Below are 18385 nucleotides of genomic sequence, written 5' to 3' on the forward strand. Positions count from 1 at the left end.
TATACACAGCATAGTGGCGTATTGATATAAATAGGAATAGACTCTGACGAAAAATCGTCAGAGTCTAAACCTTTTCGGGCTAATTAGTTGAGATTATTTAATCTCAACAACAGCACCAGCTTCTTCTAATTGTTTTTTCAAAGCTTCTGCTTCGTCTTTAGATACACCAGCTTTTAATTCTTTAGGTGCTCCGTCAACTAAATCTTTAGCTTCTTTCAAGCCTAATCCAGCTAAATCTTTAACCAATTTAACTACAGCTAATTTTTGACCACCAGCTTCTTTCAAGATAACGTCAAATGAAGTTTTCTCTTCTGCAGCAGCAGCACCACCTTCAGCTGGAGCAGCAGCTACAGCAACAGCAGCAGCAGCAGGCTCGATGCCATACTCGTCTTTTAAGATATCAGCTAATTCTTTAACTTCTTTTACTGTTAAGTTAACTAACTGTTCAGCAAGTTGTTTTAAATCTGCCATTTTATTTTGAATTTTTGAATGTACTTTATAAAAATTGTTAATTAAATTGTAACGAATGTTTCTGTTCTAGAGGATTCGTTAACCTCTTTCTTCTAAAGCTTTTACTAAACCTGCAACAGTATTTCCTCCTGATTGAAGAGCTGAAATAACATTTTTCGCAGGAGATTCCAAGGCTGCGATAACATCCGCAATAAGCTCGTTTTTAGATTTAAGATTAACTAATGCAGTTAATTGATTATCTCCAACGAATGCAGTTGCTTCAATGAAAGCCGCTTTTAACAACGGTTTTTCACCTGATTTACGCAATTCTTTGATTAATTTCGCAGGTGCGTTAGCGACTTCTGAAAACATCATTGTAGACGCTCCTTTAAGCGTTCCAAAGATTTCTTCTTCATCAACACCAGCTTCGATTAATGCTTTCTTGATTAAAGTGTTTTTTACAGCTTTAATTTCGATGCCTTGTTCAAAACATTTACGACGAATGTTATTCACTTTTTCAACTGACAACTCAGCAGTATCGGTAATATAGAAGTTACCGTAAGATTTAATCTGTTCGGCCAAAGCTAGAACAATTTCTTGTTTTTCTTCTTTTCTCATGATTAAATACCTGCTACTGATTTAGTCTCAATATGAATACCAGGACTCATAGTTGAGGAAATGTGAATACTTTTAAAGTAAGTTCCTTTAGCTGCAGATGGTTTCAAACGAGCTAGAGTTTGTAATACCTCTAGTGCGTTATCATATATCTTATCTGCATCGAACGACGCTTTACCAATAGAAGTATGGATGATACCGGTTTTGTCAACTTTGAAATCGATCTTACCACCTTTTACATCTGTTACAGCTTTACCAACTTCTGTTGTAACTGTACCAGTTTTAGGGTTAGGCATCAAGTTTCTTGGACCTAAAATACGACCCAATTTACCAACTTTAGCCATAACACTAGGCATAGTAATAATGATATCAACGTCAGTCCAACCACCTTCAATTTTGCTGATGTAATCATCTAAACCTACGTAGTCTGCACCTGCCGCTTTAGCTTCTTCTTCCTTATCAGGAGTACATAAAACTAATACACGAACAGTTTTACCAGTACCGTGAGGTAATGTTGCAATACCACGAACCATTTGATTTGCTTTACGAGGATCTACGCCCAAACGAACGTCGATATCCACAGAAGCATCAAATTTGGTCAATGAGATTTCTTTAACTAAAGCCGAAGCTTCTTTCAAAGAGTATGCTTTACCAGCTTCAATTTTGGATAGTGCCGCTTTTTGATTTTTTGTTAATCTAGCCACTTTTCTTAAATTGATTTCTTAATTAATTGTTCCAAGGAGCATTACCTGATACAGTAATACCCATACTACGTGCTGTACCAGCTACCATTCTCATAGCAGCCTCTACAGTAAATGCATTTAAATCAGGCATTTTATCTTTAGCGATTGTCTCAACTTGTTCCCAAGTGATAGCCGCAACTTTTTTACGGTTAGGCTCGCCAGATCCACTTTTTAATTTAGCAGCGTCTTTCAACTGAACTGCTACCGGTGGAGTCTTGATGATAAAATCGAATGATTTATCAGCGTAAACTGTAATGACAACAGGTAATACTTGACCTGGTTTGTCTTGCGTACGAGCGTTAAACTGCTTACAGAAATCCATAATATTCACACCTTTAGCACCTAATGCAGGTCCTACTGGAGGTGAAGGATTCGCAGCTCCGCCCTTAACTTGTAATTTTACTAACGCACTGACTTCTTTTGCCATTTTGTTTTGAATTTAATTTTGTTAAATGTCTGTTAGTAAGTTGGAAGCAAATAACGTAACATTCATCGGCCAGGACGTAACACCCCAACCGAGGTGCAAAGTTAATAAGAAGATTTGAATCCTGCAAGTATCTAACTTTTAATTTTTCAGGAATTTATGTTTTTTTTATCCCTACCTAGACCCGACATCCTATTACAAAAAAATAATCTTAGCACTTTTCTAAAAATTAAGGCTAAAAAAATCGGTTTTAACGAAGTCACATCAGCTCTACTGCCTTTTAATAATCTTCAACACCTTATCCAATACCGGATCTTTCCCTTTGAATACATCATCAACATTTCGTACAATGGAAACATCCGGCATAACACCCCGTCCAGCTTCGCTTACATGATAATAAGGCTTCACGTCCATTAAGCCAAAGCGCCACCTTAAATGGGAGTTTGGCAGTTTCAGTACAGGAAGAACTCCCGCAACAGTACCACTAGCAGCCCCGCCAGTCTCTTCACCAAAGAAAACAGCACGTTTCCCAACTTTCAGATTTGTAGCAATCAAACTCGCTGCAGAAAAAGTCCCGCCATCGATCAATACAAATAAATCACCGCGATAGCGATTCGCCTTTGATTTTTCAATTTTGCTTCCCGTAAGATGGGTATAATTTATACCATCTTTGGAAAACGTCTTTGCCCAAGATACTACAGCACTTGGTATAATAAATGGTGATAAAACGGGATAAGACCAGCCTGGCAATCCTTTTACCTGATAAAATGGCAAGTTGAACTTTGAGCTGATCACTGCCGGCTGAACAAACTGGAATTTATCCGCTTCTACCAGATAGCTATATAGTTCACGAACATCGGACAAACGTCCGCCCAGATTGCCACGAAGATCCAAGATCAGGTATTGAACCGAATTAAGCTCCAGTCGATCAAAAATCCTTCTATAGGCTTCTTTTGGACGCCCATAGGAAAAATCGACCACCTTCAATAAAGCAATACTGCTATCGCCTTTGACAGGGAAAGAGAGCTGTTTGCTCATTCTTTTTAGATTGGTATTATAGCCGAATATCTTGCGCTGCTTTTTCGTATCGGACTTCTTTTCGATTTGCTTATCCTTCTTTTCCGAAGGCTTTTTATTCGGTTTTTCCGTAGCCGCATGGTTTGTCCCGACCTTTCCCTTCTGTTCAGGTGCTTCAAATCTTCTGACAACAAACCGCTCATACGTACTATCAGCACGAGAAAACACCACAGCAATAGAATCTCGATACCCCAATTCCAATTGGTAATACCGCGGTAATAAACGTTCAAAAGCCTGATCTATAAATGTTGTATTATACCCATCCGAGGTAAAGGTTGGGCGATATTTTGTGTACAAATTTTGTGGCTGTATCCCTTCAATAGCTAGAATTTTTGAACCGACAATCAGCGTTGAATCTGCCGTTCCATTTTTTGAAAGATACAATGTATTTTCTTGCCAATGAAATCCCAATTGTGAGAAGGGGCCCTTACTTTTTTGGTAACGTACTTTATCCTTACCTTTCGGGTCAAATTTGGAAATAAGTGGGCTTAAGGTCATATGTCCCTGCCGAACTTGAGACAGAACAGCTGCTAATGCCAGCTGAAACTGGTTGGGCAGTAAGGGTTGACGGATCGTAGAACGGAGGCTATCAAACTTAGTCTTTAATTGATCTTCCCCTATATACAAAAAAAGGTCCGGATGCATTTTCCATAAGTTACGCTCAACATAGTTGATATCTTGCTGCATAGCTTCCACTGCCAGGGGAGTCTCGATAAATCGATTATACTTCTCGACATTTGCACAGCTCAGCAATGTCAGCACATAAAACAATGCGAATAGATAAATACCTGGCCTTTTCATTTATGGTAAGATACAAAAAAAAGCCTTCCAATTTTCATGAAAAGCTTTTCTCTATCGTTAATTACTAATCTTACTCTTTTTCTACTTGCATGTAGTTCAGTTCAAGTGGAGTCTTACGACCGAAGACTTTCACCATGACGATTAATTTCTTTTTATCTTCGTGGACTTCTTCGATCTCTCCAGTAAATCCGTTGAAAGGACCATCGTTTACTTTCACTGTTTCACCCACATAGTAAGGAACGTTAATGGTTTCACCTTGTTCTGCCATTTCATCCACTTTACCTAAGATACGATTCACTTCTGCTTGGCGTAAAGGGACAGCATTACCAGCTTTATCTCCCAAGAAACCAATGACGCTATTGATATTTTTGATGATGTGCTCCAACTCACCGTCAAGAGCTGCTTCCAATAAAACATAACCAGGGTAGTAGTTACGTTCTTTAGCAACTTTCTTTCCATCGCGCATCAAGTAGTATTTTTCCATTGGAATCAACACCTGAGGAATCAAGTGCTCAATACCTAAACGGCTAACTTCGGCATCAATATATTGCTTTACTTTCTTTTCTTTACCACTTACAGCACGAACTACGTACCACTTTAAACCTTGATCTGCCATAAATAAATACGATTGAAAAATTAAGAAGCAATACCGTACAAGAATTCTAACCCTACACTTGAAGCTTTATCCATTACAAAGACAACCAATGCAATAAGAAGAGACGCAACAAGCACAATAACAGCTGAACTTTGTAACTGAGACCATGTAGGCCAAGTCACTTTCTCAGTGATCTCTACATAAGAGTCTTTAAAAAAATCAAGTACTTTTGCCATTTTAGTTTATCTGTTTTTATAAGCACGGGCACCAGGACTCGAACCCAGACCAAAGGTTTTGGAGACCTTCGTTCTACCTTTAAACTATGCCCGTGTATTTCTTATTTTGTGATGCAAATATAGTGTTTTAAACCACTTTCTGCAAATCTTTTTTTACTTTTTTTTATTTTAATCCGATAAATCGCTTATCGAAAAAATAAGCTAATCAACCTCAGTCGATTAGCTTATTCTATGTGATTCTGAATCTTTATTAAAGACTAGATAATTTCAGTTACCTGACCAGCACCTACTGTACGACCACCCTCACGGATAGCGAAACGTAGACCTTTTTCCATTGCAATAGCAGAAATTAATTTCACGCTGATTGTAACGTTATCACCTGGCATAACCATTTCAGTGCCTTCTGGTAAAGAGATCTCTCCAGTTACGTCAGTTGTACGGAAATAGAATTGAGGACGGTATTTGTTGAAGAATGGAGTGTGACGACCACCTTCAGCTTTTGACAATACGTAAACCTCAGCTTTGAAATGATCGTGCGGAGTTACTGAACCTGGTTTACAGATAACCATACCACGTTTGATATCAGTTTTCTCAATACCACGTAACAATAAACCCACGTTATCACCAGCCTCACCGTAATCTAAGATTTTACGGAACATCTCAACACCTGTTACTGTAGATTTCAAGTTCTCAGCACCCATACCTAAGATCTCAACTGGATCACCAGAGTTGATTACACCTCTTTCGATACGACCTGTAGCAACTGTACCACGACCTGTGATCGAGAATACGTCTTCTACTGGCATCAAGAAAGGTAAATCAGTCAAACGTGGAGGAATTGGAATGTAGTTATCTACAGCATCCATTAATTCCATGATTTTCTCAACCCACTCAGGCTCACCGTTCAATGCACCTAAAGCAGAACCTTTGATTACAGGGATATCATCACCAGGGAATTCGTAGAATGATAATAACTCACGAACTTCCATTTCAACTAAGTCTAACAACTCAGGGTCATCAACTAAGTCAGTTTTGTTCATGAATACTACTAACGCAGGAACACCTACTTGGCGAGCCAACAAGATGTGCTCACGAGTTTGAGGCATAGGACCATCAGTCGCAGCAACTACGATGATAGCACCGTCCATTTGAGCAGCACCAGTTACCATGTTCTTAACGTAGTCAGCGTGACCTGGACAGTCAACGTGTGCATAGTGACGGTTAGCTGTAGAATATTCTACGTGTGCAGTATTGATTGTGATACCACGCTCTTTTTCTTCAGGAGCAGAGTCAATTGAATCAAATGAACGAGCTTCTGACAAACCTTTATCAGCCAATACTTTAGTGATAGCAGCTGTAGTTGTAGTTTTACCGTGGTCAACGTGACCGATAGTACCAATGTTTAAGTGTGGTTTACTACGGTCAAATTTCTCTTTTGCCATGTTTATGCGAATTAGTAATTATAAATTATTTCTATTTGTTATATACTCTTGCTTAACTTTTACACAAGTACGAGCCAAAGATGGGATTTGAACCCACGACCTCTTCCTTACCAAGGAAGTGCTCTACCCCTGAGCTACTTCGGCTTACTAAAAAACCTTATTTACGTATTAATGCCCCCACCTTTAGATACATTATTATCAAAGAAGATAGAGACTAAATTTAATACTTGAAAAATTTGAGCGGAAGACGAGGTTCGAACTCGCGACCTATAGCTTGGAAGGCTATCGCTCTACCAACTGAGCTACTTCCGCTTAATAATTAGAAACTAGAGTAAATCTAACACCCTAATTAAAATAAAGTGTGGAGGGAGAAGGATTCGAACCTTCGAAGCCGAAGCAACGGATTTACAGTCCGTCCCATTTGACCGCTCTGGAACCCCTCCAGACCTGTAACTTTCGTTACATTTAGAGCCTCTTATCGGAATCGAACCAATGACCTACTGATTACAAGTCAGTTGCTCTACCAGCTGAGCTAAAGAGGCTTCTAATATCTTTATTTAAACTTACATTCTATCAACGTCTGACCAAGTATTTCTACCTTTTCAGCGAGTGCAAATATCGAATTTACTTTTGATTTCTGCAAGTTTATTTTTTATTTTTTTTCATTTAAAGAACTAAGCAAACTTTCGTTGTTTTGAACCGTTGTTCCCTTGTTTGCTGATGCAAAGATAGACACAAAACTCACTTTACAAAAATATTTGTCAAAAAAAAAAGACAGTTTTTGGCAATTATACTGATATGCAGCACAATAATTTTTGATTGCATATTTACCTGTTTTGGTTATTTGGCTAATATACTATCTTTGGGCATGCAAATTTTACCGCAATCACTTTCAAAACTTACCCGATACTCCGTACTATTTACGGTACTTTTAATGGGATCGGCCGAATTGAAAGCTCAAAATATTATTCAAAAATTGAGTAAAAAATTTCTTTCCGCTGAAAGAGATTCTACACGTTCCGGTAGTTTTATGGTTTTACCGGCCGTTGGTTATGCGCAGGAAACGGGCGTTGAATACGGCCTGGCGAGCGCTTATAATTTTTATCTGGACAAATCTGATCCCAAAATCCGCACCTCTACGGTCATGGTCATGGGAACCTTTACATCCAATAGTCAGTCCAATTTCAAACTGCAGACAGATCTTTGGACTAAAAACAACGACTACCATCTGATTAGTGAAATGCGTTACCGTAATTGGCCCTTTAACTATTATGGCGTCGGTATGGACACCTGGAAGGCAGATGAAGAACGCATTGATCAAAAATTATTTCGCGTCAAACTCGAAGCTGAGAAAAAAATCAGCAACAACCTCTATTCGGGCATCAACATTCAATACGACAACTTCACCATTCGTACCGATAGTGCCGATCGTATTTTCAATCATTCCGATCTTATTGGAAAGCATGGCGGGCAACAGCTACTTGTAGGTATTTCGCAATTGTTTGACAATAGGGATAACGTTTCTTATACAACAAGGGGGTATTATGCTAAATTGCGACTGGCCTATGCTCCAAAGTTATGGACAAGTACTGATTTTACGGGGGCAAACCTCGACGTGGATCTGCGTGGCTTTATTCCCCTGCACAACCAAGTCACACTGGCCCTGCAAGGAATCTTTCGTTCCACATTTGGAAAAACCGTCCCATTTTACAACTACCGTGAGCTCGGTGGAGACATGATGATGCGCGGATATTACCTCGGACGTTACCGGGACAAGAATTACCTTGCCTCCCAAGCTGAACTGCGTTATCGCTTTCATCCACGCTTTGGTATTGTTGGTTTTTCAGGGCTAGGATCAACCTTTTCAAAGGAAAATAGCAGCCGATATGTCGCAAGTTATGGCGGTGGCTTAAGATATTTCTTTAGTCTCGAACACAATAGCAGCATACGCTTTGATTATTCCTTTGGCGAACAAAGACCTGGAGAAAAACGACAATCGGGTTTCTATCTGTCCCTAAGTGAAGCTTTTTAATAAACAAGAGCATCCATAAATATATGGATGCTCTTGTTTATTCTTGCCGAATGACAGCTACCTGTTCCTCTTCGCTCTCCTCTCCTGTATCCTTAAACTTCAGATAAAATATTTAATGCCTTAGGGAACGTGGCCCATGACTGCCTATCGACAGCCAAAAAATGGTCGAAACAGTAGCCTAAAATCGTATCAGAAAATGCTCTTTTCGTTGTTCTTTTCTAAAGTAAACCAACCCAATTCGGTATAGATCTATGGTAACCACAACACGATTATCCTGTTTCAGCTTGTTCCAGTAGGCTTCCCTTTTCGCTGACACATGGGGTTCGTTTATAATCAATAGATCTCGATCGCCAACATTTCCCAAAAAATTCAGGTCAAGATCGTCCAGGTCGATATAATAAATATGTCGGTACGCATAGCTTCCGCATTGGTCCTGCAGAAGACTCTGATAACTTCCGATCGGACGATCGGCCCAATAACTAAAATTGTCGTAGGCAAATGTGTTTAATAACCGATCGATTAATGCATACTTTTTCTGCTCTACCTTGCTTCCGTTTTGAATAGTTTGCGGTAATTCCGAAACGCTCTCCTTGGATGTCTTTTGATAGATCACTTCGTCTACCAATTTATAAACAAAAGGAGAATGGGTCCCATGGCGACTATGGGATACAAAATAATGCCGCCAATACTTAAGCATGTAGTTCATTTCGCTGCAAACATCGCTAAATTTTATGATTTTTCACATGGAACATCAGGTTTAATTCCACTGAATACATACGGTTAAATTAGCTAGGCTACATAATATCTTTAAAACTGGAGAACAAAAACACTCCCTTTTCCTTCCGTACTATTGAGGAAAATAGTACCCTTGTGCAAAAGCATGATCTGTTTACTTAGGGTCAAGCCGACTCCTGTACCCGTCTTCTTTGTTGTAAAAAATGGTGTAAAGATCTGCTCCTGAAGATCGGCAGGAATTCCTGCCCCGTTATCTTCAATCCGAATCTGCACCTTGCCGTCCACTTCAAGAGCAGATAAACTAATATAGGCTTCTTCCCTATTTTTAACCGCATCTATCGCATTCAACATTAAGTTAATAATAACCTGTTCGATCAAATTGACGTCGGCAGATAAAATAAGCCTTGTATTTTTTAGGATAATATCGACATCAATATTTTTCTGGATCAAGGTTGGTTCAAGCAGTTGATAGATATGTTCAAACAGCTGTGAAATTTGAATCGGTGCTAGCTGAGGCTGATCGACTTTATTGATCATGCGATAACTCTTCGCAAAATGCAAAAGTCCTTCGCTACGACGTTTGATGGTGGAAATGCCTGTTTTTAGATCATCAATATCTTCAGTTCCTTTGAAATGGTCCAAACGACCGTTTAAGGTTTCAGCCAGTGAGCTGATCGGAGCAATGGAATTCATAATTTCATGCGTCAGTACGCGCAATAATTTGTGCCATGCCTTTGTCTCAGTTTCATCAATTGCTTCATTGATATTTTGGTATACAACAATGCGAAACAAAGCATCCTGTGTCTCAAAGCTTGAGCTTTGAATCAATAATTTAATCTTCCCTTTACTTGACTGAACGGACTCCATCTGCTGCTGTCCGTTTTCAAGTAACATGGTTTTTTCATAAAGATCATTGTTTTTTTTCTTCAGTCCCGTGATGTTTCCAAGATGTGGCAAATGAAATAGCTGCTTGAAAGCATCATTCACCCACATGACCTTACCGCTATCCATCTCATAAAAGATAATCGCCGAATTCAGCATATTGATCACACGGTCCAGGTATTGATGCTGAATTTCCTGCTTAATACTGATCTCCTTATATGTTTCGTTGATCTGATTAAAGGCAAGGAAAAGCTTTCCTTCTACTGATTTTGTGTTTTTCACCAAAAAACGTCTGGTAAAATCACGGTATTTGACCGCTTCGGAAAATTCAATCAACTGCTTGGCCAAAAAATTATATTGTGCATATAGGTTAAAACCCAGGTAAAGCATCACACAGAAAATCAAAGCCGCCTGTACGTATTCACGTTTTAGTAGCAAATAAGCACTCACAAGAGCAGCTATCAACAGTAATATAATCTTGATCGCATTTAAGATTTTTCCGTGCCTCATCGACTAAATATCATATTTCTCCAAACGTCTATAAAGCGCAGCTCTTGTCAGTCCCAATTCCTTTGCTGCCTTACTGATATTTCCGTTGTAACGCTCAATCGCAGATTTGATTGCTTTACGTTCCAATTCTTCCAAATTTTGACTGCTAGCGCTAGTTTCAACAACGTGGTTATCTACTTGCTGTTCGATCGGTGAGAAGAAAAGGTCATTTCCGGCGATACTAAGCTGATCTGCCATAATAACAGCACGCTCGATGCTGTATTGAAGTTCCCGGACGTTGCCCGGAAAATGATATGCGCACATTTTTTTAACCGCATCCGGTTCAAAGCCTTCAATCCGTTTATTGTATTTTTTCGAATAGATATCGAGAAAATGATCAGCCAATAGCTTGATATCCTCTCCCCGTTCACGCAATGGTGGTACCTGAATTTCCACGGTATTGATCCGATAAATTAAGTCTTTTCGAAAACGGCTTTCATCTGCAAGCTGTTTCAACGGCACATTGGTTGCTGAGATTAAGCGAATATCCACCGGGATTGGTTGATAGGAACCCAACGGTGTCACCTGTCTATTCTGGAGTACGGTCAACAATTTAGCTTGTTGCTGCAAAGAGATATTTCCAATTTCGTCGAGGAACAATGTCCCTCCATTTGCCGCTTCAAATCGCCCTTGACGGTCTTCACGTGCATCCGTAAATGCCCCCTTTTTATAACCGAAAAGCTCACTTTCAAACAATGTTTCTGTCAGCGCCCCGACATCGACCTTGACATAAGTTCGATCTGAACGCAAGGATCTTCGCTGAATGGCTTGAGCAATGAGGTCTTTCCCTGTCCCATTTTCACCTAATATTAAAATATTGGCATCTGTCGGCGCTATTTTCTCCAATTTATATTGCAGTTCGTCTATAACAACAGAGTTACCAATCAAATCAGGACTGTTCGCACTACTGAGCAGAGAACTTTTACTTTTCTTTTCTTTGTTTTTTGATTCAGCAAGCGTGCTTTCGATCGTCGCCAATAAATGCTCATTTTCCCAGGGTTTCACGACAAAATCTGACGCCCCCTGTTTCAGCGATTTTACAGCGAGATCTACAGCTCCATAAGCGGTAATCATAATGACATGTACCTGTGGAAACTTTTCTTTAACCCGGGACAACCAATATAATCCCTCATTACCAGTATTAATTGTACTTTTAAAATTCATATCTAAAAGTACCAGATCATAAGGTGTCTTCTCCAGATGTGCGATTAAGTTCTCCGGATTGGGTTCAACTTGAATATGACTAACTTTAGGTTTAAGCAAGATTCTTGCCGCAGTTAATAAATCCTGGTCATCATCAACGACTAAAATAGATGCTTTTTTCATACTTACTGACTTCATTGAAGATACTAAGATAATTATAAATTCAATGAGCCTGCGTAATAATCATTGATATATTTTTGCAGCAGCCATTCATACTGCTTGACGACCAATTGAATCTGACTGTTGTCGAATTTCGTTTTTGCGGTCAAAAAAATCACTGAATTACTGTTTCCCAATTCGAAAACGACTTTGGCTATGCGAAAAGACTCCGCGTAGTTTTCATTTTGACTACGTAATTGTGTAATCATGTTACTTGCGTTCTGCAAATTAAAAACCGCATTGGACGTCGCCGACCGTAAAACATTTTGTTGGATCTCTTTCTGAAATTTAGCAGCTTGTAGATCTAATTTTGCCAGGCGGACGTTGTTATATACTTGCAAATGATTAAAAATGGGAATTGAGAGATTTAGAGAAATAGATTTTCCCACGTTATTACGCATTTGGGACCAATACGTTCCTTGAATCCCCAATTTTGAATAATTTGATCCTAAGCCAGCGCTCAGACTCAAAGACGGGTAATAGTATGATTTCGCAATCTTAATATCCCGCTCCGCCACTTTTATCCGATAATCCAAAGCTTTAATATCAGGCAATTGGTCGACAGCCATATCATATAATTGCTTCTCATCCAAACGCTGTCCTGTCTCATTTATTCCGATATTGTCCAATTCCCCTAATTGATTTTCCGCCATATTCAATAAGGCCGCCAGTTTCACCCGGCTACTGTATAGTAACTGACGATTATTTTCAATCGTGTTGACATCATTTGCCAGTTGTCCTTTCAAATCAAAATAATCCCCAGGGTTAATTGCGCCTTCCTTATGCATGCTCTCCGCACGTCTGACCTGCTCTCGGGTTACTTCAGTCTGCATTTCGGATTGCCGCAATATATCCTGGGCAGTCAAACTTTGAATATAAGCGGTAATAACATCTAGTTTTAGGTTATTAATCTGCGTATCAAAAGTCAATTTACCAGCTGTCTTTGCATCAGCACGCATCCGAATTTCGTTAAATAGACGAAACCCTCTAAATAACGGCAGGCTGGCTCCCAAAGAAAAATTCCCTGTTGAGTTGTTGGATGAAATATATTGAAGGGTCGAGTTATCCTGCGATCTACCTGAGGTCAGGCTATGTTGTAGGCTCGCATCGACATCGGGAAGTCTATTCGCTTTAGCCTGTGCCAAATTCACCTCGGCACGCTTCACATCGAGTTCATTCTGCAATAAGGTTGGATTGGCCTTTATGGCCAACTGGATACACTCAGCTAAGCTCCGCTTGGCAATTTGTTTATCGTCGACCGCTGCAATTGTTGCTGTCCCCGACACTCTTTCCGTTAGTTGCTGCTCCGTCTGTTGCGCCCCTGCCTTAGCATAACTCAATAAAAAGCATAATGTACTATATATATAAACTCTCTTCATATCCAGTTTTTATTCTCTTGCTGACCATCGCCATGCCAAACAACAAAAACACTAACTATCAAACAGATACAAAAAACATATTTTCAAAAATGTTCATTAATGAACAGTCGGTGTGCGTAGTTGGACAATAAAAATCCACAAGAGTATAAGTAGGAACATGATGGAAATCAAGTTCAGTATTTATTCGTTTATTCAATGGATATACATCGGAGTTTCTTCGGTTTTTATTCGCTTTCATCCGAATGAGGTCCGAATAAGGTCCCTATAAAGTCCGTATTAGTTCCGTGCAAATTAAGAGAATTGATATATTTAAATTGAAGATTCTTATCCGTTGCAACTTAATAAACTATACATAAATCAATGTGTACTCCAATAGAACTAACGTACCTTACCACAACCTGTGGTTATATTTGCTCAAAGCACTTCAGTTGCCACAATAAACAGCGAAAAACTTCCAGTTGTACGTCTTCGTACAAGAAGTGTCCGCTATCGAACACCGAGCGCCAAACAAAACAAAATAAACAACTATAAATCAGTAAATTAAATTATTGGCACAGCTTTCATAGTTACATACAAAATTGATATTAAATTATGGACAGACCTTTAGAAAAGAAGAAGTGGAATAGCAAACGTATCATGACTATTGTGGGGGTTGCTGGCTTAGTTGGCTTAATCAGTGCCAGTTTCTATTTTACCTCCGGCAAAAGCAAACTGAATGTTGAAGCTGACCGCATCTCTATTGTCGAAATAAAAAATGGAAACTTTCAAGAATTTATCCCGATAAATGGCACCGTGCTTCCTATTAGTAGTATATACCTCGATGCTTCTGTTGGCGGACGCGTCGAAGAAAAATTTGTAGAAGACGGGGCTATCTTAAAAAAAGGGGATGCAATCATGCGTCTTTCCAATACCGATCAGGAGCTTACCCTGGTACAACAAGAAACGCAAGTGCTCAATCTATTGACACAGTCACAAATTGCGCAGACCAATGCACAACAAGCATCAATTAACAACCGCAACCAAATGGCTGATGTAGAACAGGCCTATCGGGAAGCGGAGCGGATCTATAATCTAAACAGAAAATTACTTAACGAAAAAGCCATTGGTACACAAGAGTTCGAAAAATCAAAGAACGAATACAACTATCAAAAAGAACGGGTCAACTTGACCAAACAGATCCTGAAACAGGACGAAATCTCCAATGCACAAAAAACCAATCAGGACAAACAAACTTACCAACGCACGCAGAGTGCATTGGAACTGATGAAAAGGAAAATTGGCGACTTGATTGTTAGGGCACCTGTTGACGGGCAATTGACCGCCTTCGATGCAGAGATCGGGCAAAATAAAAACGCCGGGGAACGATTGGGACAAATCGACGTCTTAACAGGATTCAAAGTGCGCGCTGACATCGATGAACATTATATCAACCGTATTTTCCCAGATCTACAAGGGGAGTTTTCTATCGGTGAAAAAACCTACAAACTCCGTATCAAGAAAGTCTATACACAAGTCACCAATGGCCGATTCCAGGTTGACATGGAGTTTATCAATGATGTTCCCAAAGGGATCCGCCGTGGACAGACTTTACAAATACGTTTGGCATTAAGCGATGAAACCAAAGCGTTATTGCTGGCAAAAGGCGGTTTTTATCAACAGACCGGTGGTAACTGGATCTTCAAATTGGATAAAAATGGAAGTACAGCATATCGTGTCGATATCCAATTAGGAAGACAAAATCCGGAATATTATGAGGTTATCAAAGGTCTACAACCGGGCGATAAGGTTATCGTATCGAGCTATGAGACCTACGATAAGGTGCAAGAGCTAAATATTAAAAAGTAACATCCTAGCGGTTATCGAGCACATCATATCTCTCGATAACCGCTTTTATCATACGACTTAATTATGATTAAAAACTTTATTAAAACCGCACTTCGCAACCTTTGGAAAACCAAGGGGTACAGCTTTCTTAATATTTTTGGATTGGCGGTCGGTATCGCTGCGGCATCGTTGATTTTTTTATGGGTTGAAAGCCAGTTGGGCTACAACGATAATTTCGCCAACAAAAAGAATATCTATGTTGTCAAATCAAAACAGACTTACGATGGTGCTACTTATGTATTCGAATCGACACCTGGACCATTTGCCCAAAGCGTAGCAAAAGAAATACCCGGTATTAAGCATGCCGTTCGCATGAGCTGGAATTCGCCCATGTTATTTTCTGTAGGAGACAATAATATATTTCAGACAGGGGTATATGCCGATGGCTCCATTGCAGATGTGCTTTCCTTGGATTTTTTGGAGGGTGATCGAAATACCGCCTTCGATCAGGTCAACAATATCGTGTTATCAGAAACAGCTGCCCATAAATTATTTGGTAACCGCCCGGCATTGGGAAAAACCGTCAAAACAAACAATACTGAGCCATTTATTGTTGCAGGGGTAATCAAGGACCTACCCAAAAATAGCAGCTATGATTTTCAATGGCTGATTCCTTTCAAAAAGTTTGAAGCTGGTCAGGATTGGTTGGAAAACTGGGGAAACAATGGCGTACAAACATTGGTTCAGGTCGAAGATAATGCCAATGTTGACCAGATCAACAAACAGATGATGGATTTTGTCAAACGCAAAACCAATGGTGAAGTCACGTTCTCACAAAATTACCTCTATCCAATGGAACGTTGGATTACGTACAACCAATTTGACAATAGCGGAAATGAAATAGAAGGCGGTATTAAAAATATACGTCTATTTACCTTTATTGCTTGGGTTGTTCTATTAATTGCCTGCATCAATTTTATGAATCTCGCAACAGCAAGGTCAGAAAAAAGAGCAAAAGAAGTGGGTATGCGTAAAGTTGTTGGCGCAAGCCGCAAATCTTTAGTGACGCAATTCCTAGGGGAATCGCTCGTATTGGCAACCATCTCTTCCTTGGTAGCCTTGTTGCTGATTTACATCTTTATCGGTCCTTTCAATGCAATGATAGGCCAAGAGCTGAAGGTTAATTTATCGGCACCTTTACACCTCCTTTTTCTGTTGGTAATTACCCTTGCCTGTGGCCTATTTGCAGGTAGCTATCCCGCATTTTTCCTATCCGCATTCAAACCACTAACGACAATTAAAGGTGCGAAGCAAAAAGCCGGAAGCGGAAGTCTTGTACGCAAAGGATTGGTGATTTTACAATATACAGCATCCGTCGTTTTGATTATCTGTACCATTATTATCTACCAACAGATTCAGCACAACAAGAACAGGGATCTCGGATTTGATAAGAGTCAGGTGTTGACAACAGCGCTACAAGGCGATATGGCCAAACATCTCCCACTGATTAAAAATCAATTATTGGCAACAGGAGTTGTGCAAGAGGTCGGTGTCAGTGATATGAGTATACTCAATATCAACTCCAATACGTCCGGTTTTAGCTGGAATGGAAAAGATCCAAATGCTAGTATTTTGATTGGCATGTTACGTTCTGATGAAGGTCTTATTCCAGCTTTGGATCTAAAGCTTTCTGACGGTAGAAACTTCCATCAAAATTTTGTAGGTGATAGCACCTCGGTTATCATCAACGAAGCATTTGCAAAACTGATCAAAAAAGATGGCCTTGTGGCCGGTAATATCATCAGTTACGGTGAGGAAAAGTTCACCATCGCCGGTGTCGTCAAGAACTTCGTTTATAACAATGTGTATGCCGATCCTGAGCCGATGCTATTTCTACCGATGAATAGAGATAATGGCATCATGACCATCAAGACAAAGGCTGGAGTAGATTTACCAGATGCCATTCAACAAATCGAGAAGGTCATCGTCAAAAATAACCCGGGCTTCCCCTTTGACTATAAATTTTTAGATGATAGTTTCAATAATAAGTTTAAAGCTGAGCTTTTTGTACAGCAACTATCCAGTGTATTTGCACTGATGTCTATCATTATATCCTGCCTAGGCCTGTTTGGTTTAGCCGCCTTTGCAACAGAGCAACGCGCAAAAGAAATCAGTATTCGTAAAGTCCTGGGGGCCTCTGTTTCGGGACTTATCCAAATGCTCAACCGTGAATTTGTTACGCTTATAGCGATCTCCTGTATCATTGCCTTTCCTATTGCATGGATGATTATGAGCAAATGGTTAACCAACTATGCACATCATGTAGAGATTTCCTGGACCATCTTTGTCATCAGTGCTGTAGCAGCAATTGTAATTGCCCTACTGACGATCAGTTCACAGGCGTTTAAAGCAGCGATAGCCAATCCGACGAAGACTTTAAGAGATCAATAAACAATTAAATAAACAGAATTTAATAACAGAAATAATAACTGTCCAAGGCAATATCGCCAAGGATCCAAAACATAAAAACCATGAGCACAAAAAATATGATCAAGATCACAAACCTTCAAAAGTATTACCGCACTGAAGAAGTTGAAACCGTCGCATTAAACAACCTAAACATTCATGTCAAAGAGGGCGAGTTTGTTGCTGTAATGGGTCCTTCGGGCTGTGGAAAATCGACTTTACTCAATATTATCGGATTGCTGGATGATTTGGATGAAGGAAGCTATCTGTTCAACGAGATTGAAGTTGCCAAATTCAAAGAACGTGGTCGCTCAGATCTCCGCAAACATAACATTGGTTTTGTATTCCAGAGCTTCAATCTAATCGATGAACTAACAGTATTTGAAAACGTGGAACTTCCACTGGTTTATACCAATGTTCCAGCTGCAGAACGCAAAAAGCGTGTAGAAGAAGTTTTGGAAAAAGTCCAGATCATGCACCGCCGAAATCACTTTCCACAACAGCTCTCCGGAGGTCAGCAACAACGTGTGGCTGTTGCTCGCGCTGTCGTGAATAATCCAAAATTGATTCTTGCCGATGAGCCTACGGGTAACCTCGATTCCAATAATGGTAACGAAGTCATGCAACTCCTGACTGAATTGAACGAAGCCGGCACAACCATCGTCATGGTAACACATAGTGAACACGATGCAAAGTTTTCTGACCGTGTAATCCGCATGCTAGACGGGCAAGTGATTATGGAAACAACTTCGGTATAAAGACACACATATATA

At 39.8% G+C, this 18385-nt stretch carries 16 protein-coding genes and 5 tRNA genes; 4 read left to right on the forward strand and 17 right to left on the reverse strand.

Annotation, left to right across the window (positions count from 1 at the left end; all coding sequences use genetic code 11):
* Positions 1 to 93 precede the first annotated feature (93 nt).
* From rplL to DTA23_RS02430, 13 genes are all read right to left on the reverse strand, one after another.
* Positions 94 to 471, reverse strand: a complete 378-nt coding sequence (gene rplL / locus DTA23_RS02370; RefSeq protein WP_002992785.1) for a 50S ribosomal protein L7/L12 — start codon at positions 469 to 471, stop codon at positions 94 to 96.
* Positions 472 to 549: 78 nt separating this feature from the next.
* The gene (rplJ, locus tag DTA23_RS02375) at positions 550 to 1068 is read right to left on the reverse strand and encodes a 50S ribosomal protein L10 (protein ID WP_046672239.1); all 519 of its coding nucleotides are present in this window, start codon (positions 1066 to 1068) and stop codon (positions 550 to 552) included.
* Between the two features lie 2 nt (positions 1069 to 1070).
* Entirely contained in the window at positions 1071 to 1769 is a 699-nt protein-coding gene (gene rplA / locus DTA23_RS02380) for a 50S ribosomal protein L1 (RefSeq protein ID WP_046672240.1), read from the reverse strand.
* Positions 1770 to 1791: 22 nt separating this feature from the next.
* Complete coding sequence (gene rplK / locus DTA23_RS02385; RefSeq protein WP_028072660.1) at positions 1792 to 2235, reverse strand: 50S ribosomal protein L11; 444 nt, start codon at positions 2233 to 2235, stop codon at positions 1792 to 1794.
* A 267-nt stretch (positions 2236 to 2502) separates the two neighbouring features.
* Positions 2503 to 4110, reverse strand: a complete 1608-nt coding sequence (locus tag DTA23_RS02390; protein ID WP_112373727.1) for a S41 family peptidase — start codon at positions 4108 to 4110, stop codon at positions 2503 to 2505.
* Positions 4111 to 4180: 70 nt separating this feature from the next.
* Positions 4181 to 4726 (reverse strand): transcription termination/antitermination protein NusG, encoded by a 546-nt coding sequence (nusG, locus tag DTA23_RS02395; protein ID WP_046672242.1) that lies wholly within the window; start codon positions 4724 to 4726, stop codon positions 4181 to 4183.
* A 20-nt stretch (positions 4727 to 4746) separates the two neighbouring features.
* The gene (gene secE / locus DTA23_RS02400) at positions 4747 to 4941 is read right to left on the reverse strand and encodes a preprotein translocase subunit SecE (protein ID WP_028072657.1); all 195 of its coding nucleotides are present in this window, start codon (positions 4939 to 4941) and stop codon (positions 4747 to 4749) included.
* Positions 4942 to 4964: 23 nt separating this feature from the next.
* Positions 4965 to 5035, reverse strand: a tRNA-Trp gene (locus tag DTA23_RS02405).
* 163 nt (positions 5036 to 5198) lie between these two features.
* On the reverse strand, positions 5199 to 6383 hold the full coding sequence (tuf, locus tag DTA23_RS02410; protein WP_075991174.1) for an elongation factor Tu: 1185 nt from the start codon (positions 6381 to 6383) through the stop codon (positions 5199 to 5201).
* Between the two features lie 72 nt (positions 6384 to 6455).
* Positions 6456 to 6527: transfer RNA gene (locus tag DTA23_RS02415), tRNA-Thr, on the reverse strand.
* Between the two features lie 95 nt (positions 6528 to 6622).
* Positions 6623 to 6695, reverse strand: a tRNA-Gly gene (locus DTA23_RS02420).
* 50 nt (positions 6696 to 6745) lie between these two features.
* Positions 6746 to 6826: transfer RNA gene (locus DTA23_RS02425), tRNA-Tyr, on the reverse strand.
* A 26-nt stretch (positions 6827 to 6852) separates the two neighbouring features.
* Positions 6853 to 6925 (reverse strand) — tRNA-Thr (locus DTA23_RS02430).
* 302 nt (positions 6926 to 7227) lie between these two features.
* Here DTA23_RS02430 and DTA23_RS02435 point away from each other — a divergent pair.
* Positions 7228 to 8415, forward strand: coding sequence for a BamA/TamA family outer membrane protein (locus tag DTA23_RS02435; RefSeq protein WP_256602649.1), 1188 nt, complete (start codon positions 7228 to 7230; stop codon positions 8413 to 8415).
* Positions 8416 to 8593: 178 nt separating this feature from the next.
* Here the strand turns inward: DTA23_RS02435 and DTA23_RS28385 are convergent, their stop codons facing one another.
* The 4 genes from DTA23_RS28385 to DTA23_RS02455 all read right to left on the reverse strand — a co-directional run bounded on the left by DTA23_RS28385 (position 8594) and on the right by DTA23_RS02455 (position 13322).
* A complete protein-coding gene (locus DTA23_RS28385) occupies positions 8594 to 9112 on the reverse strand; it encodes a hypothetical protein (RefSeq protein ID WP_146752995.1) in 519 nt (172 codons plus the stop codon).
* 110 nt (positions 9113 to 9222) lie between these two features.
* On the reverse strand, positions 9223 to 10542 hold the full coding sequence (locus tag DTA23_RS02445; protein ID WP_112373730.1) for a sensor histidine kinase: 1320 nt from the start codon (positions 10540 to 10542) through the stop codon (positions 9223 to 9225).
* A 3-nt stretch (positions 10543 to 10545) separates the two neighbouring features.
* Positions 10546 to 11907, reverse strand: coding sequence for a sigma-54-dependent transcriptional regulator (locus DTA23_RS02450; RefSeq protein WP_112373731.1), 1362 nt, complete (start codon positions 11905 to 11907; stop codon positions 10546 to 10548).
* A 32-nt stretch (positions 11908 to 11939) separates the two neighbouring features.
* A complete protein-coding gene (locus DTA23_RS02455) occupies positions 11940 to 13322 on the reverse strand; it encodes a TolC family protein (RefSeq protein WP_112373732.1) in 1383 nt (460 codons plus the stop codon).
* A 591-nt stretch (positions 13323 to 13913) separates the two neighbouring features.
* Here DTA23_RS02455 and DTA23_RS02460 point away from each other — a divergent pair.
* The 3 genes from DTA23_RS02460 (at position 13914) to DTA23_RS02470 (ending at position 18370) form a co-directional block, all read left to right on the forward strand.
* The gene (locus DTA23_RS02460) at positions 13914 to 15167 is read left to right on the forward strand and encodes an efflux RND transporter periplasmic adaptor subunit (RefSeq protein WP_112373733.1); all 1254 of its coding nucleotides are present in this window, start codon (positions 13914 to 13916) and stop codon (positions 15165 to 15167) included.
* Between the two features lie 63 nt (positions 15168 to 15230).
* The gene (locus DTA23_RS02465) at positions 15231 to 17597 is read left to right on the forward strand and encodes an ABC transporter permease (RefSeq protein WP_112373734.1); all 2367 of its coding nucleotides are present in this window, start codon (positions 15231 to 15233) and stop codon (positions 17595 to 17597) included.
* A 95-nt stretch (positions 17598 to 17692) separates the two neighbouring features.
* Positions 17693 to 18370, forward strand: coding sequence for an ABC transporter ATP-binding protein (locus tag DTA23_RS02470; protein WP_046672289.1), 678 nt, complete (start codon positions 17693 to 17695; stop codon positions 18368 to 18370).
* Positions 18371 to 18385 lie beyond the last annotated feature (15 nt).

Source organism: Sphingobacterium multivorum, assembly GCF_900457465.1.
In the GTDB taxonomy this organism is placed as follows: domain Bacteria; phylum Bacteroidota; class Bacteroidia; order Sphingobacteriales; family Sphingobacteriaceae; genus Sphingobacterium; species Sphingobacterium multivorum.